A 26,338-nucleotide genomic window follows, 5' to 3' on the forward strand; every position below is an offset into this window, starting at 1 on the left:
CTCCTACAGGGGTGTGTTATTTCAGTAGCTTCTGGAACTCCTCCACCGGCAGCGGCGAGCTGTGCAAATACCCCTGATAAAAATGGCAGCCCAGCCCCTGCAAGAATTCAAGCTGTTCCGGGGTCTCCACCCCTTCGGCAATCACTTTCAATTCCAGGCTGCGGGCCATGGCGACGATGGCGCGGATGATCTCGGCGTCGTTGGGGTCGGTGGTGGCGTCGCGGATGAATGACTGGTCGATTTTCAGCGTGTCGACCGGCAGTCGTTTGAGGTAAGTCAGCGAGGAATAACCGGTGCCGAAGTCGTCCATGGCGAAGCTCACGCCGAGTTTTTTCAGGCGACGCATTTTGCTGATGGTGTCTTCCAGATTCTGGATGACGATGCCTTCGGTGATTTCCAGTTTCAGCAGCGAGCAGGGGAGGCCGTGGCTGACGAGGCTGTGCTCGATGCGCTCGACGAAGTCGTTCTGGCGGAATTGCCGCGGGCTGATGTTCACGCACAGGCTGAAATTCAACGGGTCGATCAGGCCCTTGGCGATCAACCGTTTGAAGGCCGCGCACACTTCGTCGACGATCCAGGTGCCGACCTCCAGAATCAACCCGCTGTCTTCCAGCACCTTGATGAATTCGGTCGGCGATTGTGCGCCGAGCTCCGGATGGCTCCAGCGCACCAGCGCTTCGGCGCCGACGATGCGGTTGTCGCGAGCGTCCACCTGAGGTTGGTAATGCACCTCGAACTCGCCCCGGGAAAGGGCCAGGCGCAAGTCGGTTTCCATGCGCAGGCGTTCGCTGGCGGCCTTCTGCATGGTGTTGTGGTACATCTGCGTGGTGTTGCGTCCGGAATCCTTGGCCCGATAAAGCGCGATGTCGGCGCGTTTGAGCAGGTCGGTCGGGGTCGAGCCGTGATCCGGAATCAGCGCGATGCCGATACTCGGCGTCACTTGCAGGCGTTGACCATCAAGGAACATCGGTTCGGACAACAGTTCGCGCAAGGTGTCCGCGAGGTCGCGGACCTGGGCGCTGACTTCATTGCGCGAACCTTCCAGGCCGCTGAGCAACACCACGAATTCGTCGCCGCCCAGCCGCGCGACGGTGTCTTCCATGCGCACGCTGGCTTCAAGGCGGGCGGTGATGATCTTCAGCACCGTGTCGCCCACCGGGTGGCCGAGCGAGTCGTTGATGTGCTTGAAGTGGTCGAGATCGAGAAACATCAGTGCGCCACGCAGGTTGTGGCGTTTGAGCAGGGCGATCTGCTGGCTCAGGCGGTCCATCAACAACGCGCGGTTGGGCAGGTTGGTCAGCGGGTCGTGGTAGGCCAGGTGACGGATCTGCGCTTCGGCGTTTTTCAGCAGGCTGACGTCCCGCGCGGTCAGCAGCAGGCAAGCGGTTTCGTTGAGCGTGATCGGTTCCACCGAGACTTCGACGGTCAGCAGTTCGCCGCGCTTGTTGCGGCCGAGCATCTCCTGGTGATGCACCCGGCCCTTGATCTGTAGCTCGGCCAGCAGCGCCGAGCGTTGTTTTTCTTCGGCCCAGATGCCGACCTGGTACACCGTGCGGCCGACCACTTCATCGGCGCGATAGCCGGTCAGTCGGCAGAAACCATCGTTGACCTCCAGATAGCGCCCGGTGTCGCGTTCGGTGATGGTGATGGCGTCGGGGCTGGAGTGGAAGGCCTTGGCGAACTTCTCTTCGCTGGCCTTGAGCGCCGCTTCCGAGCGTTGTTGCTGGGTGATGTCGCGCAAGGTGGTGACGATACACGGCTGGTCGCCGACGCTGATCTGGCGGCTGGAAATCACGCAGGTCAGCGATTGACCGTCCTTGTGCTGAACGAGGATGGCGACGTTGTTCAGACCTTGTTCGCGGATGACTTGTTCGATCCGGCGCAGGCTTTTTGCCGACGCGTCCCACAGGCCGATTTCGTCGGCGCTGCGACCAATCACCTCGGCGGTGCTCCAGCCAAAGGTCTGGGTGAAACTGGAGTTGATTTCGATGAACTGGCCGGTGTCCTGACGGGTGACGCAGATCGGGTCCGGACTGACCTGGAACAGGGTGGCAAATTTCTCTTCGGAGGCGACCAGCATCTGCTCGCGCTCGACCTGATCGGTAATGTCGAGCAAGGTGCCGGCCATGCGAAACGGCACGCCGTTATCATCGCGATAGAGGCGGGCGCGGCTTTCCAGGTAACGCGAAGTGCCGTCCTCCAGTTGTACGCGGTAAGTCAACTGATAGTTGCCCGCCGGACCTTCGCGCAGGCTGCGATAGGCATCGCGCATGCTGTCGCGCTCTTCGCCGGGCACGCCTTCGAAAAACTCTTCGAAGGATTCATGGAACGGTTTGGGGTCCAGTCCGTGCAACTGGGCGGCCCGGGCCGAACCATAGAGCATGCCGCTGGGAATGTGCCAGTCCCAGGTGCCGAGTTGCGCCGAATCCAGCGCCAGGTCAAGACGCTCCTGGCTGTCTTTCAGGGCGAGTTCGGCGGCCTTGCGTTCGGTGGTGTCGAGGAAGGTGCTGAGCAGATAGGGCTGGCCCTCGAGTTCGACTTTTTGCGCGCTGAGGATGCCGTCGTGGATCTGGCCATTACTGGCGCGGAACTGCACTTCCATGCTGATCAGCTCGCCTTTGGCCTTGGTCGCCTTGATCAGTTTCTCGCGTTGCTCCGGGTGCACCCACAGGCCCAGTTCTATCGTGGTGCGGCCAATCGCGTTCTGCACCGGCCAGCCGAACAGGCTTTCGAAATACTGGTTGGCCTCGGTGATCAGCCCGTCTTCCTGTCGGGTCAGAAGTACCATGTTCGGGCACAGGTGAAACAGCGTCGCGAAACGTTTTTCCGAGCTGCTCAGTGCCTGTTCACGCTGGCGCTGGTGGGTGATTTCGCGGATCACCCCGATCATGCGCGGCCGACCGTGTTTATCCGGCAGCAAACTGCCATTGATCTCCAGCCAGTGCAGGCTGCCATCGGGCCAGCGAATGCGGTGGTGCATTGCCTGCTCCAGCGGGGCGCCGGCAATCACGGCGTGGAACGCGCGAATGGTTTTGGCCCGGTCTTCGGGCGGCAGCAGGTCGAGGTATTCCAGGTCGGCCGGCAATGGCTGCCGGGGATCGAAACCGAACAAAGCCTGCGTGCCCCGCGACCAACTGATCTGCCCGCGCTCGATGTCCCAATACCAGGCGCCCAGACGTGCTCCGTTGAGGGCGGCCAGCAACTGCGGCGCGCTTTCCCAGCTTTGCTCGGACCGTTTCGGGTCAAGCGCCTGTATACGTGGCATCGGCGGAATACGGTCAACAGATTTCGGCATTGGCAGGCCTTGGGCTGAATTGGGCGTTAGGCACAGGATTTCGCGGCTCTATAGGAGTAGCACAAGTTAGCCTTGAGTCCCTGGCAGATCGATTTGTGCATCCAGCAAGGCCATAAATGCCCGTGCTGCGTTCGACAGCGTCCGCTCGGTGTGCAAGATATAGCCTAGCTGGCGAGACAGTTGTATGCCCGGCAAAGGTATTCGTGCAACTTGATCGTCGAGCATGGTGCGCGGCAACACGCTCCAGGCCAGGCCGATCGAGACCATCATCTTGATGGTTTCCAGGTAATTCGTGCTCATGGCGATGTTCGGCGTCAAGCCTTGCGCTTCGAACAGGCGCTGGACGATGTGGTGAGTAAAGGTGTTGCCGCCGGGAAACACGGCCGGGTGCAGGGCGATGTCCGCCAGGTTGACCGCGCCATTGCTGATCAGTGAATGCTCCGGCGCGACCACGAAATCCAGCGGGTCGTCCCACACCGGCGTGGCCTTGACCAATGCGTGGGGCTCCGGCGCGAGGGTGATGACGGCCAGTTCGGCGCGGCCATGGAGGATTTCTTCGTAGGCCACTTCCGAATCGAGGAACTGAATATCCAGCGCGACTTGTGGGTAGCGGCGGGTGAACTCCCTTAATAAGGGCGGCAAACGGTGCAGGCCGATGTGGTGACTGGTGGCCAGGGTCAGGCGGCCGCTCACTTCGCCGGTCAGGTTGGTCAGGGCACGGCGGGTGTCGTCCAGCACGTTCAGAATCTGATAAGCCCGCGGCAGCAGGGCGCGACCGGCTTCGGTCAGACCGACTTCGCGGCCCAGGCGGTCAAACAGGCGCACCTTCAATTGCTGCTCCAGCCCGGCAATGCGTTTGCTGATCGCCGGTTGCGTCAGGTGCAGCCGTTCGCCGGCGCCGGAGAAACTTCCGGTCTCGGCGATGGCAATAAAGGCATTGAGGTTGGCGAGGTCCATTGCAGTATTCCAGTTGGTTATCCAAAGCATAAAAAATATGAATTTGAGTTATTTAATGTAACCCCCTAGGATCGACCTCACAAGCCAAAGGGTTGTTGAAACGTCAAAGCCCGGGGCATAGAAACAAGCTGATGAGGAAACCGTCTGATGGCCGGCAAAACGCTCTACGACAAGCTCTGGAATTCGCATTTGGTCAAACAGCGCGACGATGGCTCTGCGCTGATCTACATCGATCGTCACATCATCCACGAAGTGACCTCGCCGCAAGCCTTTGAAGGCCTGCGTCTGGCCGGGCGCAAGCCTTGGCGCATCGATGCCAACATCGCGACCCCGGACCACAACGTACCGACCACGCCGGAGCGCAAGGGCGGCATTGACGCCATTGTCGATCAGGTCTCGCGTCTGCAGGTTCAGACCCTCGACGACAACTGCGATGAATATGGCATTGTCGAATTCAAGATGAATGATGTGCGTCAAGGCATCGTTCACGTGATCGGCCCGGAGCAGGGCGCGACCCTGCCGGGCATGACTGTGGTCTGCGGCGACTCCCACACCTCGACCCACGGCGCATTCGGTGCCTTGGCTCACGGTATTGGCACGTCCGAGGTTGAGCATGTGCTCGCCACCCAGTGCCTGGTCGCCAAGAAAATGAAGAATATGCTGGTGTCCGTCGAAGGCAAATTGCCGTTCGGCGTGACCGCCAAGGACATCGTTCTCGCGGTCATTGGCAAGATCGGCACCGCCGGCGGTAACGGCCATGCGATCGAGTTCGCCGGTAGTGCGATTCGCGATCTGTCCGTTGAAGGCCGCATGACCATCTGCAACATGTCCATCGAGGCCGGCGCTCGCGTAGGCCTGGTGGCGGCGGATGAAAAAACCGTGGCGTACGTGAAGGGTCGTCCATTTGCTCCGAAAGGCGCGGAATGGGACTTGGCGGTCGAAGCCTGGAAAGATCTGGTGACGGATAAAGACGCCAAATTCGACACCATCGTCGAACTCGACGCGACCCAGATCAAACCGCAAGTCAGCTGGGGCACCTCGCCCGAGATGGTGTTGGCCGTTGACCAGAACGTTCCCGATCCTGCGAAGGAAATGGACCTGGTCAAGCGCGGTTCCATCGAGCGCGCGTTGAAATACATGGGTCTGACCGCCAATCAGGCGATCACCGATATTCAACTGGACCGCGTATTCATCGGCTCCTGCACCAACTCGCGGATCGAAGACCTGCGCGCTGCGGCCGTCATCGCCAAGGGCCGCAAAGTGGCTTCGACCATCAAGCAGGCCATCGTGGTGCCGGGCTCGGGTCTGGTGAAGGCGCAGGCCGAGTCAGAAGGCCTGGACAAGATTTTCCTCGACGCCGGTTTTGAATGGCGCGAGCCGGGTTGCTCGATGTGCCTGGCGATGAACCCGGACCGTTTGGAGTCGGGCGAGCATTGCGCATCGACCTCCAACCGAAACTTCGAAGGCCGTCAGGGCGCCGGTGGTCGTACCCACCTCGTGAGCCCGGCCATGGCCGCCGCCGCCGCGGTGAACGGTCGTTTCGTCGACGTCCGTGAATTGATCTAAAGGAGCGCAGCATGAAAGCTTTTACCCAGCACACTGGTCTTGTCGCGCCTCTGGATCGTGCCAACGTCGACACCGACCAGATCATCCCGAAGCAGTTCTTGAAGTCGATCAAGCGCACGGGTTTCGGCCCGAACCTGTTCGATGAATGGCGTTATCTGGATGTGGGCCAGCCGTATCAGGACAACTCCAAACGCCCGTTGAACAAGGACTTCGTCCTCAATGCCGAGCGTTATCAAGGCGCCAGCGTGTTGTTGGCCCGCGAAAACTTCGGTTGCGGCTCCAGCCGTGAACACGCGCCGTGGGCGCTCGAAGAGTACGGTTTCCGCAGCATCATTGCGCCGAGCTACGCCGACATTTTCTTCAACAACAGCTTCAAGAACGGCTTGCTGCCGATCATCTTGAGCGACGCTGAGGTTGATGAGCTGTTCCAGCAGGTTGAAGCGAATCCTGGCTACCAGTTGCAGGTAGATCTGCAAGCCCAGACCGTGACCCGTCCGGACGGCAAAGTGTTGAGCTTTGAAATCGACGCATTCCGTAAGCATTGCCTGCTCAATGGCCTGGACGACATCGGCTTGACCTTGCAGGACCATGAGGCGATTGCGACGTTTGAAGCCAAGCATCGGGCGAGCCAGCCGTGGTTGTTTCGCGACGCGTAAGTTTGCGTAAGGCGGGATGACGCCATCGCCAGCAGGCTGGCTCCCACATTGGATTTGCGGCGTTCACAAAACCCTGTGGGAGCGAGCCTGCTCGCGATGACGGCAGCGCAGACAACACACATATCAAGGATATGACTATGACCAGCACCGCCCAGCACACTCAGGTTGTACAAAAGCAATTCGGTGAACAGGCCTCGGCCTATCTGAGCAGCGCCGTTCACGCTCAAGGCACCGAATTTGCGCTGCTACAAGCCGAAGTGGCCGGGCAGGGCGATGCCCGGGTGCTGGACCTGGGTTGCGGCGCCGGTCATGTGAGTTTCCACGTGGCCTCGCTGGTGAAAGAAGTGGTGGCCTACGACCTCTCGCAGCCAATGCTCGACGTAGTCGCGGCCGCAGCCGTTGATCGGGGTTTGAGTAATGTGACCACGGTCCTCGGCGCCGCCGAACGCCTGCCGTTCGCCGATGGCGAGTTCGATTTCGTCTTCAGCCGTTATTCGGCGCACCATTGGAGCGATCTCGGCCTGGCTCTGCGCGAGGTCCGTCGGGTGCTGAAGCCGGGCGGCGTGGCGGCGTTCATCGACGTGTTGTCACCGGGCAGCCCGTTGTTCGACACTTACCTGCAAAGCGTCGAAGTGCTGCGCGACACCAGCCATGTGCGCGATTATTCCGCCGGTGAGTGGTTGCGTCAGGTCAGCGAGGCGGGGTTGCACACTCGCAGCACCACGCGCCAACGCCTGCGTCTGGAGTACAACAGCTGGGTCGAGCGCATGCGCACGCCACAAGTGATGCGCGCCGCGATCCGCGAGTTGCAGCAGTCGATGGGCAACGAAGTGCGCGAATATTTTGAGATTGAGGCCGATGGTTCGTTCAGTACAGATGTGCTGGTACTGATGGTTGAACGATAAGCTCTGAACGATAGCCGCCGAAAGATAGAATTTTTCCGGGTGTGCTCAAAGGGCGCACCGACTGAAGACATGAGGAAAGCATGAGCAAGCAGATTCTGATTCTCCCGGGTGACGGTATTGGCCCGGAAATCATGGCCGAAGCGGTCAAGGTGCTGGAACTGGCCAACGACAAGTACAGCCTGGGTTTCGAACTGAGTCACGACGTGATCGGCGGCGCCGCCATCGACAAGCACGGCGTGCCGCTGGCCGACGAAACCCTGGAGCGTGCCCGCGCAGCCGACGCTGTCCTGCTGGGCGCCGTGGGCGGCCCGAAATGGGACACCATCGAGCGTGACATCCGCCCTGAGCGCGGCCTGCTGAAGATTCGTGCGCAACTGGGCCTGTTCGGCAACCTGCGCCCAGCGATCCTGTACCCGCAACTGGCCGAGGCTTCCAGCCTGAAAGCCGAAATCGTTTCCGGCCTGGACATCCTGATCGTTCGCGAACTGACCGGCGGTATCTACTTCGGCGCGCCACGCGGCACCCGCACCCTGGAAAACGGCGAGCGTCAGTCCTACGACACCCTGCCGTACAGCGAAAGCGAAATCCGCCGCATCGCCCGGGTCGGTTTCGACATGGCCAAGGTGCGTGGCAAGAAGCTGTGCTCGGTGGACAAGGCCAACGTCCTGGCTTCCAGCCAGTTGTGGCGTGAAATCGTCGAGGAAGTGGCCAAGGATTACCCTGAGGTCGAACTGAGCCACATGTACGTCGACAACGCCGCCATGCAACTGGTGCGTGCACCGAAGCAATTCGACGTGATCGTCACCGACAACATGTTCGGCGACATCCTGTCCGACCAGGCGTCGATGCTCACCGGTTCCATCGGCATGCTGCCGTCGGCGTCCCTGGACACCAACAACAAGGGCATGTACGAGCCTTGCCACGGTTCTGCTCCGGACATCGCGGGCAAGGGCATTGCCAACCCGCTGGCAACCATTTTGTCGGTGTCGATGATGTTGCGTTATAGCTTCAACCAGCAGGGCGCGGCGGATGCGATCGAGAAAGCCGTCAGTCTGGTTCTGGACCAAGGCCTGCGTACGGGCGACATCTGGTCGACCGGTTGCACTAAAGTCGGTACGCAGGAAATGGGTGACGCAGTAGTCGCCGCGCTGCGGAATCTGTAATCTCTCGGGCCCGCTGCCACTTTCCACTTCGAAAGCAGCGGCCCACTTTTCAAGAAGGTGTAGTTGCGATGAAACGTGTAGGTCTGATCGGTTGGCGCGGTATGGTCGGTTCCGTGCTCATGCAGCGGATGCTGGAAGAGCAGGATTTCGATCTTATCGAGCCGGTGTTTTTCACCACTTCCAATGTCGGTGGCCAAGGCCCGTCCGTGGGCAAGGACATTGCTCCGCTCAAGGACGCTTACAGCATTGAAGAGCTGAAAACCCTCGACGTGATTCTGACCTGCCAGGGTGGCGACTACACCAGCGAAGTGTTCCCGAAGCTGCGCGAAGCCGGCTGGCAGGGTTACTGGATCGACGCCGCTTCCAGCCTGCGCATGCAGGATGACGCGGTGATCGTGCTGGACCCGGTGAACCGCAAGGTCATCGACCAGCAGCTCGACGCGGGCACCAAGAACTACATCGGCGGCAACTGCACCGTCAGCCTGATGCTGATGGGCTTGGGCGGTCTGTTCGAAGCCGGTCTGGTCGAGTGGATGAGCGCCATGACTTATCAGGCGGCCTCCGGTGCCGGCGCGCAGAACATGCGTGAACTGATCAAGCAAATGGGCGCGACCCACGCCGCTGTCGCCGATCAACTGGCCGACCCGGCCAGCGCCATCCTCGACATCGACCGCCGTGTGGCCGAAGCCATGCGCAGCGACGCGTACCCGACCGAAAACTTCGGCGTACCGTTGGCCGGCAGCCTGATCCCGTGGATCGACAAGGAATTGCCGAACGGTCAGAGCCGCGAAGAATGGAAGGCCCAGGCCGAGACCAACAAGATCCTCGGTCGCTTCAAGAGCCCGATCCCGGTGGACGGTATCTGCGTGCGCATCGGCGCCATGCGCTGCCACAGCCAGGCGCTGACCATCAAGTTGAACAAAGATGTGCCGATCGCCGACATCGAAGGGCTGATCAGCCAGCACAACCCTTGGGTCAAACTGGTGCCGAACAACCGCGACATCAGCATGCAGGAGCTGAGCCCGACGAAGGTCACCGGCACCCTGAATGTTCCGGTTGGCCGTCTGCGCAAGCTGAACATGGGGTCGCAGTTCGTCGGCGCGTTCACTGTCGGCGACCAGCTGCTGTGGGGCGCGGCCGAGCCGCTGCGTCGCATGCTGCGGATTCTGCTTGAGCGTTGATTGATTGAAGTAATGAAAGAACCCGCGCCTTGTAAAGAGGTGCGGGTTTTTTTGGTTTTTGGGTATCTGTTAAGCCGCCATCGCGAGCAAGCTCGGCTCCTACAGGTTCGGTGTCGCTCTTGTAGGAGCCGAGCTTGCTCGCGAAGAGGCCGGTACAGCCACTACAAATTCCCCACCGAATTGCCTGCACGCCAACCACCCGGTAAAGTGCCGCTCCCCCCGTTTCGCCAGAGGTAGAACCATGAGCCAGTCCCTTGATATTGCCGTGATCGGCGCCACCGGTACTGTCGGCGAAACGCTGGTACAGATTCTCGAAGAACGCGATTTTCCGGTCGGCAACCTGCACCTGCTGGCCAGCAGCGAATCCGCCGGGCATTCGGTGCCGTTTCGCGGCAAGAACGTGCGGGTGCGGGAAGTGGATGAGTTTGACTTCAGCAAAGTGCAGTTGGTTTTTTTCGCCGCAGGCCCGGCGGTGACCTTGAGTTTCGCCTCGCGCGCCACGGCCGCTGGTTGCTCATTGATCGATCTGTCCGGCGCCTTGCCGGCCGATCAGGCGCCGCAAGTGGTGCCGGAAGCCAATGCCCAGGTGTTGGCCGGTCTGAAAAAACCGTTCCGGGTCAGCAGTCCAAGCCCGTCGGCCACCACTTTGGCCGTAGTGCTCGCACCGTTGCTCGGTCTGCTCGACCTGCAGCGCGTCAATGTGACCGCCAGTCTGGCCGTCTCTGCCCAGGGCCGCGAAGCTGTCACTGAACTGGCGCGGCAAACCGCCGAGCTGCTCAATGTGCGCCCGCTGGAACCGACTTTTTTCGATCGGCAGATGGCTTTCAACCTGCTGGCGCAAGTCGGCAAGCCGGATGATCAAGGCCATACACTGCTGGAAAAACGTCTGGTGCGTGAATTGCGTCAGGTCATGGCTTTGCCTTTATTAAAGATTTCGGTCACTTGCATTCAAGCCCCGGTGTTTTTTGGCGATAGCTTTAGCGTGACCTTGCAGTCAGCAAGCGCTGTGGACCTGGCGAAAATCAACGAAGCGCTGGAAGACGCGCCGGGTATCGAACTGGTAGAAGCCGGCGATTATCCGACCGCGGTCGGCGATGCGGTGGGGCAGGACGTGGTCTACGTCGGTCGGGTTCGCGCTGGAATCGACGACCCGTCGGAACTTAATTTGTGGCTGACGTCAGATAACGTACGCAAAGGCGCGGCGCTCAATGCTGTGCAGGTGGCTGAATTGTTGATAAAAGACCTGCTGTAAAAGATACTTGGCAACAATTTGCAGAATGATTCTGGCCGGGCGCCATGCCTGGCTGGATTGCTGAAGGCGAGTCACCCTGCGGGGCTTTCCGGGGCATGAAAGAAATGATCGCGCGCGACGACCCTTCGCCGCCGCGCGCAATGCCTTACGGCAGCGACTATCAACACCTTCTCGCTGGCCGAGGAATGTTCAGACAAAGGATGAGGCTATGGTTCAAGTTCGCAAACTGGTGTTAGCAATAGCGGCCGCCTCGGCGCTGTCCTCCGGTATGGCGCATGCGCTCGGGCTCGGGGAATTGACCCTGAAGTCGTCGGTGAACCAGCCGCTGGTGGCGGAAATCGAGTTGCTCGACGTCCAGGACCTCACCGCTGCCGAAGTGGTCCCGAGCCTGGCGTATCCTGAAGACTTCATCAGGGCCGGTGTCGACCGTCAGGCATTTCTCAATGATTTGAGTTTCACTCCGGTGCTGAACGCCAGTGGCAAAAGCATTCTGCGTGTGACATCCAGCAAGCCGCTGTCCGAACCGATGTTTAAATTTCTGGTTCAAGTGACGTGGCCCAATGGTCGCCTGCTGCGCGATTACAGCGTGCTGCTCGATCCATCCAAATTCTCGCCGCAAACCGCTGAAGCGGCTGCGCAACCGGCACCGACCCAGACGGTCACTGCACCCGTGACCGGCGCCTCCAAGCCGACCCAATACACCACCACGCCACGCGATACCCTGTGGGAAATCGCCGAGAAGGCGCGTAATGGCGGCTCGGTTCAGCAAACCATGCTGGCCATCCAGGCGCTGAACCCGGATGCCTTCATCAACGGCAACATCAATCTGCTGAAGACCGGTCAGGTCCTGCGCCTGCCGGATCAGACGCAGGCCACCAGCGTGCCGCAACCCAAAGCCGTTGCTGAAGTCGCCGCGCAGAACACCGCGTGGCGTCAGGGCCGTCGCTATGTAGCCAAGCCTGGAACAGGGCAGCAGCAACTCGATGCGACCAAACGCGCTCGCGGTGAAGGCGCTCCTGCGCAGGCTGCCAGGGACAATTTGAGCCTGGTGTCCGCCGAGTCCGGCAAAGCGGGTGGCAAAGGTGCGGCAGGCGATGCCAAAGCCTTGAGCAACAAGCTGGCCGTGACCCAGGAAAGCCTCGATACGACCCGTCGTGACAACGCTGAACTGAAAAGCCGCATGACCGATCTGCAAAGCCAGCTGGACAAGCTGCAACGCCTGATCGAGCTGAAGAACAATCAACTGGCCAAGTTGCAGGCTGAAGGTGGTGCGGGTGCGCCGGCTACTACTGCGACAACGCCGGCCATCTCGGCCGAATTGAGCCCGAGCCCTGCGCCTGTCGAAGGCGCGCCGGCAACGCCAGTCCCTTCGGCGACGGCCCCTGAAGTAACGCCGGCCCCGGCCGAGACGCCAACCGAGCCAACGCCTGCAACATCCGACGACCAGAAGTTCAACGAACTGCTGACCAATCCGTGGTTGCTGGGCATGGTCGGTGGCGGGGCGGTGATTGTGCTGCTGTTGCTGCTGTTGCTGGCCCGTCGCCGCAAAGCCCAGCAGGAAGCCGAGAAACACCTGCGTATGGCCCGTGCGTTGTCCGAGGAGCAGGAGTTCTCTGCTGATCTGGACTTGCCTGAAAGCAGCTTTGAAGGTCTGGAAGTGCCGCCGCCAAGCGTGAAGCTCGCGACCGCACCGGCTCCTGCACCAGCGCCGACCCCGGCACCGGCTCCAGCTCCTGTGATTGCGCCAGTGGTGGTAACGCCGCCGATCGCTGCGCCACTGGTCGCGCCTGCCGCTGATCGCGATGACGACGTGCTGACCAAGGCGCAGTCGCACATGGCCGCCGGTCGCCTGAATCAGGCTGCTGCGTTGCTGGAAGACGGTATCAAACAAGAACCTCAGCGCAGTGACTTGCGTCTGAAGCTGATGGAAGTCTACGGTCAGCAGGGCGATCGCGATGCGTTCGTGGCCCAGGAGCGTCAGCTCGTGGCCAACGGCGAAAACTTCGCCCGTGTCGAAGAGCTGAAAAGCCGCTTCCCGGCCATGGCGGTCGTCGTGGCGGGTGGTCTGGCTGCTGCGGCTGTCGCCGCCGAACTGGACGCCCAGTACGTCAAGGACCTGTTGATGGACGAGCCCGAAGTACCGGCACCGGCTCTGGCCGATGACGACTTCGACAGCGCGTTTGATCTGAGTCTGGATGATCTGGAAACAGCCTCTCCTGCGGTGGTTGCACCTGAGCCGGCGGCTTCGCCAGAGGCTTTGGCCGGACTGGATGAATTCCCGCTGGACGACGACCTGAGCTTTGAGTCGGTGCTGCAGCAGCAGACCGAAATCAAGGAAAACCTCGACGACCTGTCAGACTTCGATCTGGACATGGACCTCGGTGGAGATGCGTCGCCGGGGATCCTCGCTGAAGACGATTTCCTGTTGAGTCTGGATGACGACGTCAAGGACTTGCCTGCCGCTGAAGTGCCGGCCGCTCCTGAGGTGGCGCTGGATGATCTGGAGCTGCCGGCTGATTTCGATCTGTCGCTGGCCGATGAAATGGATGTTCCGGACGCCTTCGCGGCTGAGCTGGATGATGTCAACGCCGAGCTGGATCGTCTGTCCCAGAGCATTGGCGAACCGACCTTTACGGCAGAAGACGCATTGGCTTCCGCCGCTGACGAGCCGGAATTCGATTTCCTCTCCGGCACCGACGAAGTCGCCACCAAACTCGACCTGGCCCAGGCCTACATCGACATGGGCGACGCCGACGGCGCACGGGACATCCTCAACGAGGTCGTGACCGAGGGTGATGCGGGTCAGAAGACCGAAGCCAAGGAAATGCTTGCACGTCTGGCTTGAGTGATCGGTAAAGCGTAAAAAAAACGGCAGCCCCTTGAGGCTAATGCCGATCAGTTAGGTGAAAGCTGCCCCCTGTAGGAGCGAGTTTGCTCGCGATGGACGTTAACGATAACGCGTATTTTCTGGATAAACGCGTCGCCTTGAAGTCCATCGCGAGCAAGCTCGCTCCTACAAATCTGCTTAACTGACCGGCATTAGCCCCTTGAGGCTGCCGTTTTTGTATTTAACGATATTGCGATGGTGTTTGTTGAGGTGTCTTCGCGGGCAAGCCTCGCTCCTACAAAACCCGTAGGAGCGAGGCTTGCCCGCGAAGCTTTTTGGGATCAGGCCAACAAATCCTCATAAAACGCACCAAATGGCCGGGTAGGGTGGGCGATCTGGATTTCCAGAATCCACAGCCCGACATTCGGACACTCCTCAAAATTGCCCAGATCCCCGGCACGGTAAATCGCATGGGGAAAATCACTGACCCGGTGCCCCTTGATCTCCAGGTTCAACTTCCAGCCCATCGCCGTCGCCTGTTCGTCGGCGTAACTGTACAGCTCCGGGCCGGCCACTTGCCGGGTGCGCCAGTAATCGTGAACCTGATCGAACAGCATCTTGGCTGCAGTCGCGCATGCCTTCATCTCGGGATCGTCGCCGACGACAAACGTTGCGCCAGAGTCGCCTTCATGGCGATCCCAGACCCCGCCGAGGTCGATAAAGAAAATGTCGTTCTCAGCCAGTACCGGATCACCTTCGGAACGTTGCTTGAAGATTTTCAGGGTATTTTCGCCAAAGCGGATCTTTGAGGGGTGCCAGATGCGATCCATCCCCAGCTCGTTCAATACGTCCAGGCTCATGGCCAGCGCCTCGGATTCGCGCATGCCGGGTTTGATGCGTCGGGCCATCTCGTCGATGGCTTCCCACGTCTTGCGTTTGGCGTGCAGCATGCCTTCCAGGCTGTAAGCCAGGCCGACGGCTTCTTTGAGGAGTGCGGTCATCATCAGGTCTCGGTGAGTTCTATTTTTTCGTTGTGTAGTTATATATATAGCGAAGTCGGCATGGGCACTGCAACGGCACAAACAACACACGCCTCTGGCGTCCCGGTCCGGCGGCCTTATAATGCCCGCCTTTGCGTACATCAGCAGGCTGTCACTCCTTGGCAAATATAGATAACCCGGCTGCCGAAATGGCGGCCGACGGCTTTTTCCGCATCGCCTTGGGCGTTGAATACAAAGGCTCGCGTTTTCGTGGCTGGCAGCGTCAGGCATCCGGTGTGCTCACGGTGCAGGAAACCCTGGAAAAGGCCTTGTCCAAAGTCGCCGACTCACCGGTGTCGCTGCTCTGCGCCGGGCGTACGGACGCGGGCGTGCATGCGTGCGGTCAGGTGGTGCATTTCGACACGCAGGTCGAGCGTTCGATGAAAGCCTGGGTCATGGGCGCCAACATCAACTTGCCCCACGACGTCAGCGTCAGTTGGGCCAAGGTCATGCCGGCGCATTTCCATGCGCGGTTCAAGGCCATCGCCCGGCGCTATCGCTACGTGATCTACAACGATCAGATCCGCCCGGCGCACCTGAACGAAGAAATCACCTGGAATCACCGCCCCCTCGACGTCGAGCGCATGGCCGAGGCCGCGCAATACCTGGTCGGCACCCACGACTTCAGTGCTTTCCGCGCGGGTCAGTGCCAGGCCAAGTCGCCGATCAAGGAGCTGCATCACCTGCGCGTCACGCGTCACGGCAAGATGATCGTGCTGGACATCCGCGCCAGCGCCTTCCTGCACCACATGGTGCGCAACATTGCCGGAGTGCTGATGACCATCGGCGCCGGTGAGCGTCCGGTGGAGTGGATGAAAGAAGTGCTGGAGAGCCGGATTCGCCGTTCCGGCGGGGTGACCGCGCATCCATTCGGCCTGTATCTGGTACAGGTCGAGTACCGTGACGAGTTCGAATTGCCCGAGCGTTACATTGGCCCACACTTCCTGACCGGTTTCGCCGAACTTGACGGCTGACGCCCTCGAACGCATTTGTTACCATCCGGGACTTTCCCGGATTTGCCCTGAGGTTTTATCGACATGTCAGCCGTTCGCAGCAAGATTTGCGGGATTACCCGCATAGAAGATGCGTTGGCGGCGGTCGAGGCTGGCGCGGATGCGATCGGGTTTGTGTTTTACGCCAAGAGCCCGCGGGCCGTGACGTTCCAGCAGGCGCGCGACATCATCAAGGCGCTGCCGCCGTTCGTGACCACCGTGGGTTTGTTCGTCAACGTCAGCCGCTGCGAGTTGGGAGAATTGCTCGACGCCGTACCGCTGGACTTGCTGCAGTTCCACGGCGACGAAACCGCTGACGACTGTGAAGGCTGGCATCGACCGTACATCAAGGCGCTGCGGGTCAAGGCCGGCGACGATATCGCGGCGGCATGCGATGCGTTTCCGAGCGCCAGCGGTATCCTGCTCGACGCCTACGTTGAAGGCGTACCCGGCGGAACCGGCGAAGCATTCGACTGGTCTCTGATACCGCAAGGCTTGAGCAAACCGATCATCCTGGCGGGCGGCTTGACGCCGGACAATGTCGCCGAGGCGATTGCCCGGGTCCGGCCTTACGCCGTGGACGTCAGCGGTGGGGTAGAGGCGAGCAGGGGCATCAAGGATCACGCAAAGATTCAGGCATTCATCAAGGCTGTACGTAGTAGCACGCAGTTGATGTGACGGCTGGCAGACTGCCGCCGTCCCAAAATGCACTGCGCTGCACAAAGCAGGCACGGCTGAGGATTGATGGGTTGTACGCAGGTCACGCTTCACTGACCCGGCCATCCACCGATCATCGCCACACACATGAATTTAGCTCAAGGGCATACGCGGGGCTGCGAACCAGAGCGTTCGGGCCGCCGGTACTGGAGAAAGAAAGCATGAGCAACTGGTTAGTAGACAAACTGATCCCTTCGATCATGCGTTCCGAGGTCAAGAAGAGCTCGGTGCCTGAAGGTCTGTGGCACAAATGCCCGTCTTGCGAGGCTGTGCTGTATCGTCCGGAGCTGGAAAAGACCCTGGACGTTTGCCCCAAGTGCAACCACCACATGCGTATCGGCGCACGCGCCCGTATCGACATTTTCCTCGACGCAGAAGGCCGCAGCGAGCTGGGTGCGGACCTGGAGCCGGTCGACCGCCTGAAATTCCGTGATGGCAAGAAGTACAAGGACCGTCTGACCGCTGCGCAAAAGCAGACGGGCGAGAAAGACGCACTGATCTCCATGAGCGGCACGCTGCTGGGTATGCCGGTGGTGGTTTCGGCCTTCGAATTCTCCTTCATGGGCGGTTCCATGGGCGCCATCGTCGGTGAGCGCTTCGTGCGCGCCGCCAACTACGCCCTGGAAAACAAATGCCCGATGATCTGCTTCGCCGCTTCCGGTGGTGCACGGATGCAGGAAGCCCTGATTTCCCTGATGCAAATGGCCAAGACCTCCGCGGTGCTGGCGCGTCTGCGTGAAGAAGGCATTCCGTTCATCTCCGTGCTGACCGACCCGGTCTACGGCGGCGTTTCCGCCAGCCTGGCGATGCTCGGCGACGTAATCGTCGGCGAGCCAAAAGCCCTGATCGGCTTCGCCGGCCCGCGCGTGATCGAGCAAACCGTTCGCGAAAAACTGCCGGAAGGCTTCCAGCGCAGCGAGTTCCTGCTGGAGCACGGTGCGATCGACATGATCATTCACCGTCAGGAACTGCGTCCGCGCCTGGGCAATTTGCTGGCGCAACTGACCGGCAAACCGACGCCGAAATTCGTTGCCGCACCCATCGAGCCGATCGTGGTTCCGCCGGTGCCAGCCAACATATGACTGAACGTACCCTTGGCGAGTGGCTCGCCTACCTTGAGCAGTTGCACCCTTCGGCCATCGACATGGGGCTGGAGCGCTCGCAACAGGTAGCGTCCCGCATGGGGCTGGGCAAGCCGGCGCCTCGGGTGATCACGGTCACCGGCACCAACGGCAAGGGTTCTACCTGCGCATTCGTGGCTTCGCTGCTGCGGGCGCAGGGTCTGAAAGTCGGTGTCTACAATTCTCCGCACCTGCTGCGTTACAACGAGCGGGTGCAGGTCAACGGCGTCGAAGCGACTGATGCCGAGCTGTGCGAGGCCTTTGCTGCGGTAGAGGCTGGCCGTGGCGAGACGTCCCTGACGTATTTCGAGATGGGCACCCTGGCGGCGTTCTGGCTGTTCCAGCGGTCCGGACTTGACGCTGTGGTGCTGGAAGTCGGCTTGGGCGGGCGTCTGGACACGGTCAACGTGGTGGATGCCGACATGGCGCTGGTGACCAGCATTGGCGTTGATCACGCGGACTATCTGGGCGACACCCGTGAATCCGTGGCCTACGAAAAAGCCGGCATCTTCCGCCAGGGCGCGCCTGCGCTCTGTGGCGATCTGAATCCTCCTCAACCTCTGCTGGACAAGGCGCGCGAGCTGGCTTGCCCGTTTTTCCTGCGGGGTCGCGATTTTGACCTCGGTGTGACCGATCACAACTGGCAGTGGCGCGGTCTTGACGCTCAAGGGCGAGTAGTCGAGTTACGTGATCTGCCGTTGCTTGATTTGCCGATGGAAAACGCCGCACTGGCGTTGCAGGCTTATCTGTTGCTCGGTTTGCCTTGGGTGGACGCGCAGATTATTGCTGTGCTGAAGGCCACGCGGGTGGTCGGTCGTCTCGATCGTCGCCAGTTTGACTGGCAAGGCAAGCGCCTGAACCTGTTGCTGGATGTGGGGCATAACCCCCACGCAGCCGAATACCTGGCCCGCCGTCTGGCCAGCCGTCCACCGGTCGGCAAGCGTCTGGCGGTGTTCGGGTTGCTGGCGGACAAGGATCTGGATGGTGTTGTCGGCGAATTGAATGCTAGTGTCCAGCACTGGGCTGTCGCGCCGCTGGATTCGCCGCGCGCGCGGCCGGTTGCCGATTTGTACGGGGCGTTGCAGAACCTTGGTGCTTCGGTGACGTCCTATGACAGCGTGGCGGCTGCCCTGGAAGGGCAGTGCGCGCTGGCGAAGAGCGACGACGAGATTCTGTTGTTCGGATCATTTTATTGTGTTGCCGAGGCCCTTGAATGGCTGGCCCGGCGCTCCACGGAGGAAGCGGCAAATGGCATTGCTGGATAAGGCCTATAAACAGCGCATGGTCGGCGCCCTGGTGCTGGTGGCACTGGCAGTGATTTTCCTGCCGATGCTGTTTTCCCGCCAGGATGAACAGCGTCAGGTCACGGTCGAAGCGCCGGCTGCGCCGCAAGCACCTTCGGTGCCGCAGGTTCAGGTTGAGCCGGTGGTCGTGCCCGAGCCTCAAGCCTTGCCGCAAGAGCCTGTGCCGAGTGATGACGACATCGCCCAGCAGGAAGAACCATCGCTGCCGATCGCACCGACGGCTCCAGTTGCACCTGCGCCTGTCGTCAAGCCGGTTACACCGCCTTCGGCACCAGCTCCTGTCAACAAACCAACGACGGCACCAAGCCAGCCGATCACTGCCGCACCGGGCAAACCGGACACGACTCAAAGCCGCGTCGACGCCAATGGTCTGTCGGTCAGCTGGTCGGTGCAACTGGCCAGCCTGTCGAACCGTGCCAGCGCAGAAAACCTGCAAAAAACCCTGCGCAGCCAGGGTTACAACGCCTACATTCGCACGGCTGACGGCAAGAATCGGGTATTCGTCGGACCGCTGATCGAACGGGCAGAAGCCGATCGTCTGCGTGACTTGTTGAACCGTCAGCAGAACCTCAAGGGTTTTGTGGTGCGCTTCCAGCCTGAGCGCGGTTGAAAACTATCGCCCCGATTTGAAATGCACTGACAATCGCAGCTTACCGATAAGCATGGGCTCTGCTAAAATGCGCCGCCTTATCCGTCTGTAGGCTGCACTGTGCCATTTACCTGGGTTGACTGGGCGATCGTTGCAATCATCGCCATCTCCGCATTGATCAGTCTGAGTCGCGGCTTCGTCAAGGAAGCATTATCGCTGGTGACCTGGATCATCGCAGGAGTCGTCGCCTGGATGTTCGGTGGTGCATTGTCCGAGTACCTCGCCGGATACATCGAAACGCCATCGGCTCGCGTGATCGCGGGTTGCGCAATAATGTTTGTCGCCACGCTGATCGTAGGCGCAATGATCAATTATCTTATCGGCGAATTGGTTCGCGTCACCGGGTTGTCCGGGACCGATCGATTCCTCGGCATGGCCTTCGGCGCCGCGCGTGGCGTGTTGCTGGTGGTCGTGGCGGTCGGGCTGTTGAGCCTGGGGCCGGTACAGCAGGACGGGTGGTGGCAACAGTCGCAGCTCGTGCCAAAATTTCTATTGGTCGCAGACTGGTCCAAAAACCTGATCCTCGGGTGGAGCAGTCAGTGGCTTGCCAGCGGTATCAGCGTACCCGCTGAAATACCGTTCAAGGAGCACCTCTTGCCGACGGCCAAAACGCCTCAGTGAGTTGTGTTCAGTTCAGATCCATTAAGTAGGGGTTGCGTCGCATGTGTGGCATCGTCGGTATCGTCGGTAAGTCGAACGTCAATCAGGCGCTGTATGACGCGCTAACCGTCCTCCAGCACCGCGGCCAGGACGCTGCCGGTATCGTGACCAGCCATGACGGCCGGTTATTCCTGCGCAAGGACAACGGCCTGGTGCGTGACGTGTTCCATCAGCGTCACATGCAGCGTCTGGTCGGCCACATGGGCATTGGCCATGTGCGTTATCCGACCGCAGGCAGTTCGACCTCGGCCGAAGCTCAACCGTTTTACGTCAACTCGCCTTATGGCATCACCCTGGCGCACAACGGTAACCTGACCAACGTTGAACAGCTGGCCAAGGAGATTTACGAATCTGACCTGCGCCACGTCAACACCAACTCCGATTCGGAAGTACTGCTGAACGTGTTCGCGCACGAGCTGGCCCAGCGCGGCAAGCTGCAGCCGACCGAAGAAGACGTGTTCGCCGCCGTGACTGACGTGCACAACCGTTGCGTCGGTGGTTACGCCGTTGTTGCGATGGTGACCGGCTACGGCATCGTCGGTTTCCGCGATCCGCACGGCATCCGCCCGATCGTCTTCGGCCAGCGTCACACCGACGAAGGCGTCGAGTACATGATCGCTTCCGAAAGCGTCTCCCTGGACGTGCTCGGTTTCACCCTGATTCGCGACCTGGCACCAGGCGAAGCGGTCTACATCACTGAAGACGGCAAGCTGCACACCCGTCAGTGCGCGACCAACCCGTCCCTGACCCCGTGCATCTTCGAACACGTCTACCTGGCGCGTCCGGATTCGATCATCGACGGCGTGTCGGTCTACAAGGCCCGTCTGCGCATGGGTGAGAAGCTCGCTGAGAAGATCCTGCGCGAGCGTCCGGATCACGACATCGACGTGGTCATCCCGATCCCTGACACCAGCCGCACCGCTGCGCTGGAGCTGGCGAACCACCTGGGCGTCAAGTTCCGCGAAGGCTTCGTGAAGAACCGCTACATCGGTCGGACCTTCATCATGCCGGGCCAGGCCGCACGGAAAAAATCCGTACGCCAGAAGCTCAACGCCATCGAACTGGAATTCCGCGGCAAGAACGTGATGCTGGTGGACGACTCGATCGTTCGCGGCACCACTTGCAAGCAGATTATCCAGATGGCTCGCGAAGCCGGCGCGAAAAACGTTTACTTCTGCTCTGCGGCACCGGCCGTTCGCTACCCGAACGTCTACGGCATCGACATGCCGAGCGCCCACGAACTGATCGCTCACAACCGTTCGACCCAGGACGTGGCGGATCTGATCGGCGCAGACTGGCTGATCTATCAGGACTTGCCTGACTTGATCGAAGCGGTGGGTGGCGGCAAGATCAAGATCGACAAGTTCGACTGCGCGGTGTTCGACGGCCAGTACGTCACCGGCGACGTCGACGAGGCTTACCTGAACAAGATCGAGCAGGCACGCAACGATGCCTCCAAGGTCAAGACGCAGGCAGTCAGCGCGATCATCGATCTGTATAACAACTGAGTAAACGAGCGGCCTGTAGGAGCATGGCTTGCCCGCGAAGCTTTTGGCGTTCCCAAAGGCCCCTTCGCGGGCAAGCCATGCTCCTACAGGCCGGTTTCGTATCTATTACCGAGTAGGGCAAGGAGTGACAGCATGAGTCAGGATTGGGATGCCGGTCGGCTGGACAGCGACCTCGAAGGCGTAGCGTTCGATACCCTGGCCGTACGCGCCGGTCAGCACCGTACGCCGGAAGGCGAACACGGTGATCCGATGTTCTTCACTTCCAGCTACGTATTCCGTACCGCCGCCGACGCGGCCGCCCGCTTCGCCGGGGAAGTGCCGGGCAACGTTTACTCGCGCTACACCAACCCGACCGTTCGCGCGTTCGAAGAGCGTATTGCCGCGCTGGAAAGCGCTGAGCAAGCGGTGGCCACCGCCACTGGCATGGCCGCGATCATGGCGGTGGTGATGAGCCTGTGCAGTGCTGGCGATCATGTGCTGGTGTCGCGCAGCGTGTTCGGTTCGACCATCAGCCTGTTCGAGAAGTACTTCAAGCGCTTCGGCATCGAAGTCGATTACGTGCCTCTGGCAGACCTGTCCGGCTGGGATGCGGCGATCAAGGCCAACACCAAATTGCTGTTCGTCGAGTCGCCGTCCAACCCGCTGGCCGAGCTGGTGGATATCGCCGAATTGTCGAAAATCGCTCACGCCAAAGGCGCGATGCTGGTAGTCGACAACTGCTTCTGCACGCCGGCGTTGCAGCAGCCGCTGAAGATGGGCGCGGACATCGTCGTGCACTCGGCGACCAAGTTCATCGACGGCCAGGGCCGTTGCATGGGCGGCGTTGTGGCCGGTCGGAGCGAGCAGATGAAAGAAGTGGTCGGTTTCCTGCGCACTGCCGGGCCAACCTTGAGCCCGTTCAATGCCTGGATTTTCCTCAAGGGCCTGGAAACGCTGAGCCTGCGCATGAAGGCGCACTGCGCCAATGCCCAGCAACTGGCCGAGTGGCTGGAGCAGCAGGAGGGTATCGAGAAAGTCCATTACGCCGGCCTGAAAAGCCACCCGCAGCACGTGTTGGCCCAGCGTCAGCAGAAAGGTTTCGGCGCCGTGGTGAGTTTCGAGGTCAAGGGTGGCAAAGAGGGCGCCTGGCGCTTTATTGATGCGACCCGGTTGATTTCGATCACCGCCAACCTCGGCGACAGCAAAACCACCATCACCCACCCGAGCACCACTTCCCACGGCCGTCTGGCGCCGCAGGAACGTGAAGCGGCAGGCATTCGTGACAGCCTGATCCGCATTGCGGTCGGTCTGGAAGACGTGGCCGACCTGCAGACCGATCTGGCGCGCGGGTTGGCTGCCTTGTGATCGAGTTGTCCATCCCGACGACCGGTTCCAATGGCCGCGTTGCACTGGTAACCGGTGCCGCGCGGGGCATCGGTCTGGGGATCGCGGCCTGGCTGATCAGCGAAGGCTGGCAGGTGGTGTTGACGGATCTGGATCGGGTGCGCGGTTCGAAAGTGGCGAAGGTGCTGGGTGAGAACGCCTGGTTCATCGCCATGGACGTCTCGAACGAGGGGCAGATCGCGCTGGGTGTTGCCGAAGTGCTGGGGCAGTTCGGGCGTCTGGATGCGCTGGTGTGCAACGCGGCAGTGGCCGATCCGCACAACATCACCCTGGAAAGTCTCGATCTGGCTTACTGGAATCGGGTGCTGGCGGTAAACCTCAGCGGGCCGATGCTGTTGGCCAAGCACTGTGCGCCGTACCTGCGTGCTCACAGCGGGGCAATCGTCAACCTGGCCTCCACCCGCGCCGGGCAGTCGGAACCCGACACAGAGGCTTACGCGGCGAGCAAGGGCGGGCTGTTGGCCCTGACTCATGCGTTGGCGATCAGCCTGGGTCCGGAAATTCGCGTCAATGCCGTCAGTCCTGGCTGGATCGATGCGCGAGATCCTGCGGTGCGGCGTGCCGAACCACTCACCGAAGCAGACCATGCGCAGCATCCGGCGGGCAGGGTAGGAACGGTCGAGGATGTGGCGGCGATGGTTGCCTGGCTGCTGTCGAAGAACGCGGGTTTCGTCACGGGCCAGGAGTTTGTGGTCGATGGCGGGATGACCAAGAAGATGGTCTACGCGTAGAAAGCTGCAGGTTTCAAGCTACAAGTGGCAAGTAAGGGCGGACCTGTGTGGGGGGGGCTGGATACGCAATCCCGCTTTTACTTGCCGCTTGTAGCTTGCGACTTGAAGCTGTTTTGAAAAAACTTCAATCCTGCTATTGACTTAGCTTCGTTAGGTGCGTAAATTTCGCGGCCTCAGAGAAGCAAAGGGTGATTAGCTCAGCTGGGAGAGCGTCTGCCTTACAAGCAGAATGTCGGCGGTTCGATCCCGTCATCACCCACCACTTCTTGAGAGTCTTGCGAGAGCAAGATGGAAGCTGAAAAGCCTCCACCGACGCGCAGCGGTAGTTCAGTCGGTTAGAATACCGGCCTGTCACGCCGGGGGTCGCGGGTTCGAGTCCCGTCCGCTGCGCCATATTTTCCGAGTCAGGTTTATCCTGGTTCGAGATTGAAAGCTTCGAAGCATTCAATCAGACGAGTTAGGACGCAAGTCCAAAGCGATACGCAGCGGTAGTTCAGTCGGTTAGAATACCGGCCTGTCACGCCGGGGGTCGCGGGTTCGAGTCCCGTCCGCTGCGCCATATCTGCCTCAAGGCCCACTGAACGCCTTGAAGCTACGAAGAAAGCCACTGGTTTATCTTCGCGTCGATAGCAAAGACCCTGGTCGAAAGACCGGGGTTTTTTGTGTCTGAAATTTGGCTTCTCTGAATCTGAAACACAGCCCCTGTAGGAGCGAGCTTGCTCGCGAAGAACGATCAGACGACGCGGGCTTACAGAAGCGCTACGTCATCGTTGAGGTTCTTCGCGAGCAAGCTCGCTCCTACAGGGGGAAGTGTGCTGTCTCACAATTCACACCTTTCTGCTCGGTCCGTACACAAAGGACTTCCTTCGCGACACCGATATTAATTAGAATCACTCTCATTTACGATAACTCCTTGGCACAGGGCTTCTTGAGATGAGTGATGCAGCGATGCCGAAGGAGCAAACCCTTCACGACCTGTACCGCGATCACCGTGGCTGGCTTGAAAGCTGGTTGAGAAGACGCATGGGCAACGGCTGTGATGCGGCGGACCTGAGCCAGGATACGTTTCTGCGTTTGCTTGCCAGCTCCCAGCGGATCGCCGACCTGAAAGAACCCCGTGCCTATCTGCTGACCGTGGGCAAACGCCTGCTGAGCAATTTCTACCAGCGTCGCAGTCTGGAGCAGGCCTATCTGGCCGCGTTGGCGTCAATGCCCGAAGAGTGCGCGCCATCACCCGAGCAGCGCTGGTTGCTGCTGGAGACCCTGCAGGTGCTGGATGAACTGCTCGACGGACTGCCGAGGGCAGTGCGACGGGCGTTTCTCTGGAGTCAGCTCGAAGGTTTGAACTACCAGCAAATCGCCGAGCGCCTGGAGGTGTCCGAGCGCACGATCAAACGCTACATGGCGCAAGCCTACGAGCATTGCCTGTTGGTGGACCTGTGAACAGTCAAGCGTCCGATGCCCGTCAGGCTGTCCGTGCAGCGGCGCAGTGGCTTGCGTTGCTGGAATCTGGCGGCGCCAATGAGCAGGACCGAGCGAATTTACAGCGTTGGCGTGATACCTGTGCCACTCACGAGCAGGCCTGGCAGAAGGCGCAAGTCTTGCGTCAGCGTTTCGCCGATCTGCCTTCAGGGCTGGCGCTGAGCAGTCTGGATCGTCCCGATCCGGGGCGACGCGTGGTGCTCAAGCGCGCATTGGGCGCCGTGGCGTTGGTGCCGACGGCCTGGCTGATCAGCCGACAATTGCCGCTGGATGTCTGGCGTGCCGACCTGCACACCGCCACCGGCGAGCGCGAAAAAGTGCAGCTCGCCGATGGCAGTTCCTTGCAACTCAACACCGCCAGCGCCGTCGATGTGGATTTGCAGAGCCGCCGCGTGAAATTGATCGAGGGCGAACTGTCGCTGAAAGTGCCGGGTACTACGCCGCTGACGATCCAGACGAAGTTCGGAAATGTGATCGTCAGTCAAAGCGAAGTCTGCGTTCGCCAACACGCGCAAGGTTGTCGAGTGTCGGTGTTCAACGGTTCCGTACAGTTGCAGCCCTTGCAAGGGCCAGCCCTGTCGGTGCGCGGCGGTCAGCAGGTCAGCCTGCAAGCGGTGGGTGCCGGAGCGATCACGCCATTCGATGCGCTGGCTCCAGGTTGGCGCGAAGGTGTGCTGATGGCGAAGAACCAGCCGCTGGGCGATTTCCTGCGCGAACTCGGCACTTACCGGCCGGGCGTTCTGCGCTGGGAGCCGGAGCTGGAAACACTGCGCGTCACCGGCAGTTTCCTGCTGGACGACACTGATCGCGTCCTCGCGCTGCTCGCGGCCAGCCTGCCGCTGGAGGTGCATTCCCGAACCCGTTACTGGGTTACGTTGCTGCCGCGCAAAAATAGTGTGTGAAGCCTGTCCCCTTTTTTTGGCTCGCTTGTCATTCAAGGCATATGAAC

21 protein-coding genes and 3 tRNA genes are annotated in these 26,338 nt (G+C 60.6%); 21 read left to right on the forward strand and 3 right to left on the reverse strand.

All coding sequences use genetic code 11. The annotated features are described in order from the left end of the window. Positions 1-16: 16 nt before the first annotated feature. The gene (locus ACA066_RS09850) at positions 17-3,295 is read right to left on the reverse strand and encodes a PAS domain S-box protein (RefSeq protein WP_497699041.1); all 3,279 of its coding nucleotides are present in this window, start codon (positions 3,293-3,295) and stop codon (positions 17-19) included. Positions 3,296-3,361: 66 nt separating this feature from the next. Next, a complete protein-coding gene (locus tag ACA066_RS09855; protein ID WP_214382076.1) occupies positions 3,362-4,252 on the reverse strand; it encodes a LysR family transcriptional regulator in 891 nt (296 codons plus the stop codon). Between the two features lie 147 nt (positions 4,253-4,399). Between ACA066_RS09855 and leuC the strand changes: the two genes are divergently transcribed. The 7 genes from leuC to ACA066_RS09890 all read left to right on the forward strand — a co-directional run bounded on the left by leuC (position 4,400) and on the right by ACA066_RS09890 (position 13,820). Continuing rightward, positions 4,400-5,818, forward strand: a complete 1,419-nt coding sequence (gene leuC, locus ACA066_RS09860) for a 3-isopropylmalate dehydratase large subunit (RefSeq protein WP_497699042.1) — start codon at positions 4,400-4,402, stop codon at positions 5,816-5,818. Between the two features lie 11 nt (positions 5,819-5,829). Beyond that, entirely contained in the window at positions 5,830-6,474 is a 645-nt protein-coding gene (gene leuD / locus ACA066_RS09865) for a 3-isopropylmalate dehydratase small subunit (RefSeq protein ID WP_157711688.1), read from the forward strand. 137 nt (positions 6,475-6,611) lie between these two features. Next, entirely contained in the window at positions 6,612-7,379 is a 768-nt protein-coding gene (locus ACA066_RS09870) for a class I SAM-dependent methyltransferase (RefSeq protein ID WP_497699043.1), read from the forward strand. Positions 7,380-7,459: 80 nt separating this feature from the next. Then, complete coding sequence (leuB, locus tag ACA066_RS09875; protein WP_497699044.1) at positions 7,460-8,542, forward strand: 3-isopropylmalate dehydrogenase; 1,083 nt, start codon at positions 7,460-7,462, stop codon at positions 8,540-8,542. Positions 8,543-8,610: 68 nt separating this feature from the next. Then, positions 8,611-9,723: an aspartate-semialdehyde dehydrogenase gene (gene asd / locus ACA066_RS09880; protein ID WP_046026895.1), complete on the forward strand. Its 1,113-nt coding sequence runs from the start codon at positions 8,611-8,613 to the stop codon at positions 9,721-9,723. Positions 9,724-9,964: 241 nt separating this feature from the next. Continuing rightward, on the forward strand, positions 9,965-10,975 hold the full coding sequence (locus ACA066_RS09885) for an aspartate-semialdehyde dehydrogenase (protein ID WP_497699045.1): 1,011 nt from the start codon (positions 9,965-9,967) through the stop codon (positions 10,973-10,975). A 208-nt stretch (positions 10,976-11,183) separates the two neighbouring features. Next, positions 11,184-13,820: a motility hub landmark protein FimV gene (locus ACA066_RS09890; RefSeq protein WP_497699046.1), complete on the forward strand. Its 2,637-nt coding sequence runs from the start codon at positions 11,184-11,186 to the stop codon at positions 13,818-13,820. A gap of 323 nt (positions 13,821-14,143) precedes the next feature. On the opposite strand, the gene ACA066_RS09895 is transcribed toward ACA066_RS09890, so the two are convergent. Further along, complete coding sequence (locus tag ACA066_RS09895; protein WP_497699842.1) at positions 14,144-14,803, reverse strand: M24 family metallopeptidase; 660 nt, start codon at positions 14,801-14,803, stop codon at positions 14,144-14,146. Between the two features lie 188 nt (positions 14,804-14,991). Between ACA066_RS09895 and truA the strand changes: the two genes are divergently transcribed. From truA to ACA066_RS09965, 14 genes are all read left to right on the forward strand, one after another. Next, a complete protein-coding gene (gene truA / locus ACA066_RS09900) occupies positions 14,992-15,816 on the forward strand; it encodes a tRNA pseudouridine(38-40) synthase TruA (RefSeq protein ID WP_214384750.1) in 825 nt (274 codons plus the stop codon). 63 nt (positions 15,817-15,879) lie between these two features. Continuing rightward, positions 15,880-16,512, forward strand: a complete 633-nt coding sequence (locus tag ACA066_RS09905; RefSeq protein ID WP_497699047.1) for a phosphoribosylanthranilate isomerase — start codon at positions 15,880-15,882, stop codon at positions 16,510-16,512. A gap of 200 nt (positions 16,513-16,712) precedes the next feature. Continuing rightward, complete coding sequence (gene accD, locus ACA066_RS09910; RefSeq protein WP_008028281.1) at positions 16,713-17,633, forward strand: acetyl-CoA carboxylase, carboxyltransferase subunit beta; 921 nt, start codon at positions 16,713-16,715, stop codon at positions 17,631-17,633. Beyond that, on the forward strand, positions 17,630-18,937 hold the full coding sequence (folC, locus tag ACA066_RS09915; RefSeq protein WP_497699048.1) for a bifunctional tetrahydrofolate synthase/dihydrofolate synthase: 1,308 nt from the start codon (positions 17,630-17,632) through the stop codon (positions 18,935-18,937). Before accD ends, folC begins: the two co-directional genes overlap by 4 nt. Further along, complete coding sequence (locus ACA066_RS09920; protein WP_497699049.1) at positions 18,921-19,586, forward strand: SPOR domain-containing protein; 666 nt, start codon at positions 18,921-18,923, stop codon at positions 19,584-19,586. Before folC ends, ACA066_RS09920 begins: the two co-directional genes overlap by 17 nt. A gap of 99 nt (positions 19,587-19,685) precedes the next feature. Next, positions 19,686-20,246, forward strand: a complete 561-nt coding sequence (locus ACA066_RS09925) for a CvpA family protein (protein WP_017337640.1) — start codon at positions 19,686-19,688, stop codon at positions 20,244-20,246. Positions 20,247-20,287: 41 nt separating this feature from the next. Continuing rightward, the gene (purF, locus tag ACA066_RS09930; RefSeq protein WP_007935163.1) at positions 20,288-21,793 is read left to right on the forward strand and encodes an amidophosphoribosyltransferase; all 1,506 of its coding nucleotides are present in this window, start codon (positions 20,288-20,290) and stop codon (positions 21,791-21,793) included. 132 nt (positions 21,794-21,925) lie between these two features. Then, positions 21,926-23,137 carry an O-succinylhomoserine sulfhydrylase gene (locus ACA066_RS09935; protein WP_497699050.1) on the forward strand — a complete coding sequence of 404 codons (1,212 nt, stop codon included), beginning with the start codon at positions 21,926-21,928 and terminating at the stop codon, positions 23,135-23,137. After that, entirely contained in the window at positions 23,134-23,907 is a 774-nt protein-coding gene (locus ACA066_RS09940; protein ID WP_497699051.1) for an SDR family oxidoreductase, read from the forward strand. Before ACA066_RS09935 ends, ACA066_RS09940 begins: the two co-directional genes overlap by 4 nt. A gap of 186 nt (positions 23,908-24,093) precedes the next feature. Then, positions 24,094-24,169: transfer RNA gene (locus ACA066_RS09945), tRNA-Val, on the forward strand. Between the two features lie 54 nt (positions 24,170-24,223). Next, positions 24,224-24,300 (forward strand) — tRNA-Asp (locus ACA066_RS09950). A gap of 89 nt (positions 24,301-24,389) precedes the next feature. After that, positions 24,390-24,466 (forward strand) — tRNA-Asp (locus tag ACA066_RS09955). 374 nt (positions 24,467-24,840) lie between these two features. Next, positions 24,841-25,350, forward strand: a complete 510-nt coding sequence (locus tag ACA066_RS09960) for a sigma-70 family RNA polymerase sigma factor (RefSeq protein ID WP_497699052.1) — start codon at positions 24,841-24,843, stop codon at positions 25,348-25,350. Then, the gene (locus ACA066_RS09965) at positions 25,347-26,291 is read left to right on the forward strand and encodes a FecR domain-containing protein (RefSeq protein ID WP_497699053.1); all 945 of its coding nucleotides are present in this window, start codon (positions 25,347-25,349) and stop codon (positions 26,289-26,291) included. The genes ACA066_RS09960 and ACA066_RS09965 overlap by 4 nt, the downstream gene beginning before the upstream one ends. Positions 26,292-26,338: the final 47 nt, after the last annotated feature.

The organism is Pseudomonas sp. LBUM1651 (assembly GCF_059716135.1).

Excerpts from the sequence above, each read along its gene's own strand:
- ACA066_RS09850 (WP_497699041.1), bottom strand. The coding sequence starts at position 3,295 with ATGCCGAAATCTGTTGACCGTATTCCGCCGATGCCACGTATACAGGCG.
- ACA066_RS09855 (WP_214382076.1), bottom strand. The coding sequence starts at position 4,252 with ATGGACCTCGCCAACCTCAATGCCTTTATTGCCATCGCCGAGACCGGA.
- leuC (WP_497699042.1), top strand. The coding sequence starts at position 4,400 with ATGGCCGGCAAAACGCTCTACGACAAGCTCTGGAATTCGCATTTGGTC.
- leuD (WP_157711688.1), top strand. The coding sequence starts at position 5,830 with ATGAAAGCTTTTACCCAGCACACTGGTCTTGTCGCGCCTCTGGATCGT.
- ACA066_RS09870 (WP_497699043.1), top strand. The coding sequence starts at position 6,612 with ATGACCAGCACCGCCCAGCACACTCAGGTTGTACAAAAGCAATTCGGT.
- leuB (WP_497699044.1), top strand. The coding sequence starts at position 7,460 with ATGAGCAAGCAGATTCTGATTCTCCCGGGTGACGGTATTGGCCCGGAA.
- asd (WP_046026895.1), top strand. The coding sequence starts at position 8,611 with ATGAAACGTGTAGGTCTGATCGGTTGGCGCGGTATGGTCGGTTCCGTG.
- ACA066_RS09885 (WP_497699045.1), top strand. The coding sequence starts at position 9,965 with ATGAGCCAGTCCCTTGATATTGCCGTGATCGGCGCCACCGGTACTGTC.
- ACA066_RS09890 (WP_497699046.1), top strand. The coding sequence starts at position 11,184 with ATGGTTCAAGTTCGCAAACTGGTGTTAGCAATAGCGGCCGCCTCGGCG.
- ACA066_RS09895 (WP_497699842.1), bottom strand. The coding sequence starts at position 14,803 with ATGACCGCACTCCTCAAAGAAGCCGTCGGCCTGGCTTACAGCCTGGAA.
- truA (WP_214384750.1), top strand. The coding sequence starts at position 14,992 with ATGGCGGCCGACGGCTTTTTCCGCATCGCCTTGGGCGTTGAATACAAA.
- ACA066_RS09905 (WP_497699047.1), top strand. The coding sequence starts at position 15,880 with ATGTCAGCCGTTCGCAGCAAGATTTGCGGGATTACCCGCATAGAAGAT.
- accD (WP_008028281.1), top strand. The coding sequence starts at position 16,713 with ATGAGCAACTGGTTAGTAGACAAACTGATCCCTTCGATCATGCGTTCC.
- folC (WP_497699048.1), top strand. The coding sequence starts at position 17,630 with ATGACTGAACGTACCCTTGGCGAGTGGCTCGCCTACCTTGAGCAGTTG.
- ACA066_RS09920 (WP_497699049.1), top strand. The coding sequence starts at position 18,921 with ATGGCATTGCTGGATAAGGCCTATAAACAGCGCATGGTCGGCGCCCTG.
- purF (WP_007935163.1), top strand. The coding sequence starts at position 20,288 with ATGTGTGGCATCGTCGGTATCGTCGGTAAGTCGAACGTCAATCAGGCG.
- ACA066_RS09935 (WP_497699050.1), top strand. The coding sequence starts at position 21,926 with ATGAGTCAGGATTGGGATGCCGGTCGGCTGGACAGCGACCTCGAAGGC.
- ACA066_RS09960 (WP_497699052.1), top strand. The coding sequence starts at position 24,841 with ATGAGTGATGCAGCGATGCCGAAGGAGCAAACCCTTCACGACCTGTAC.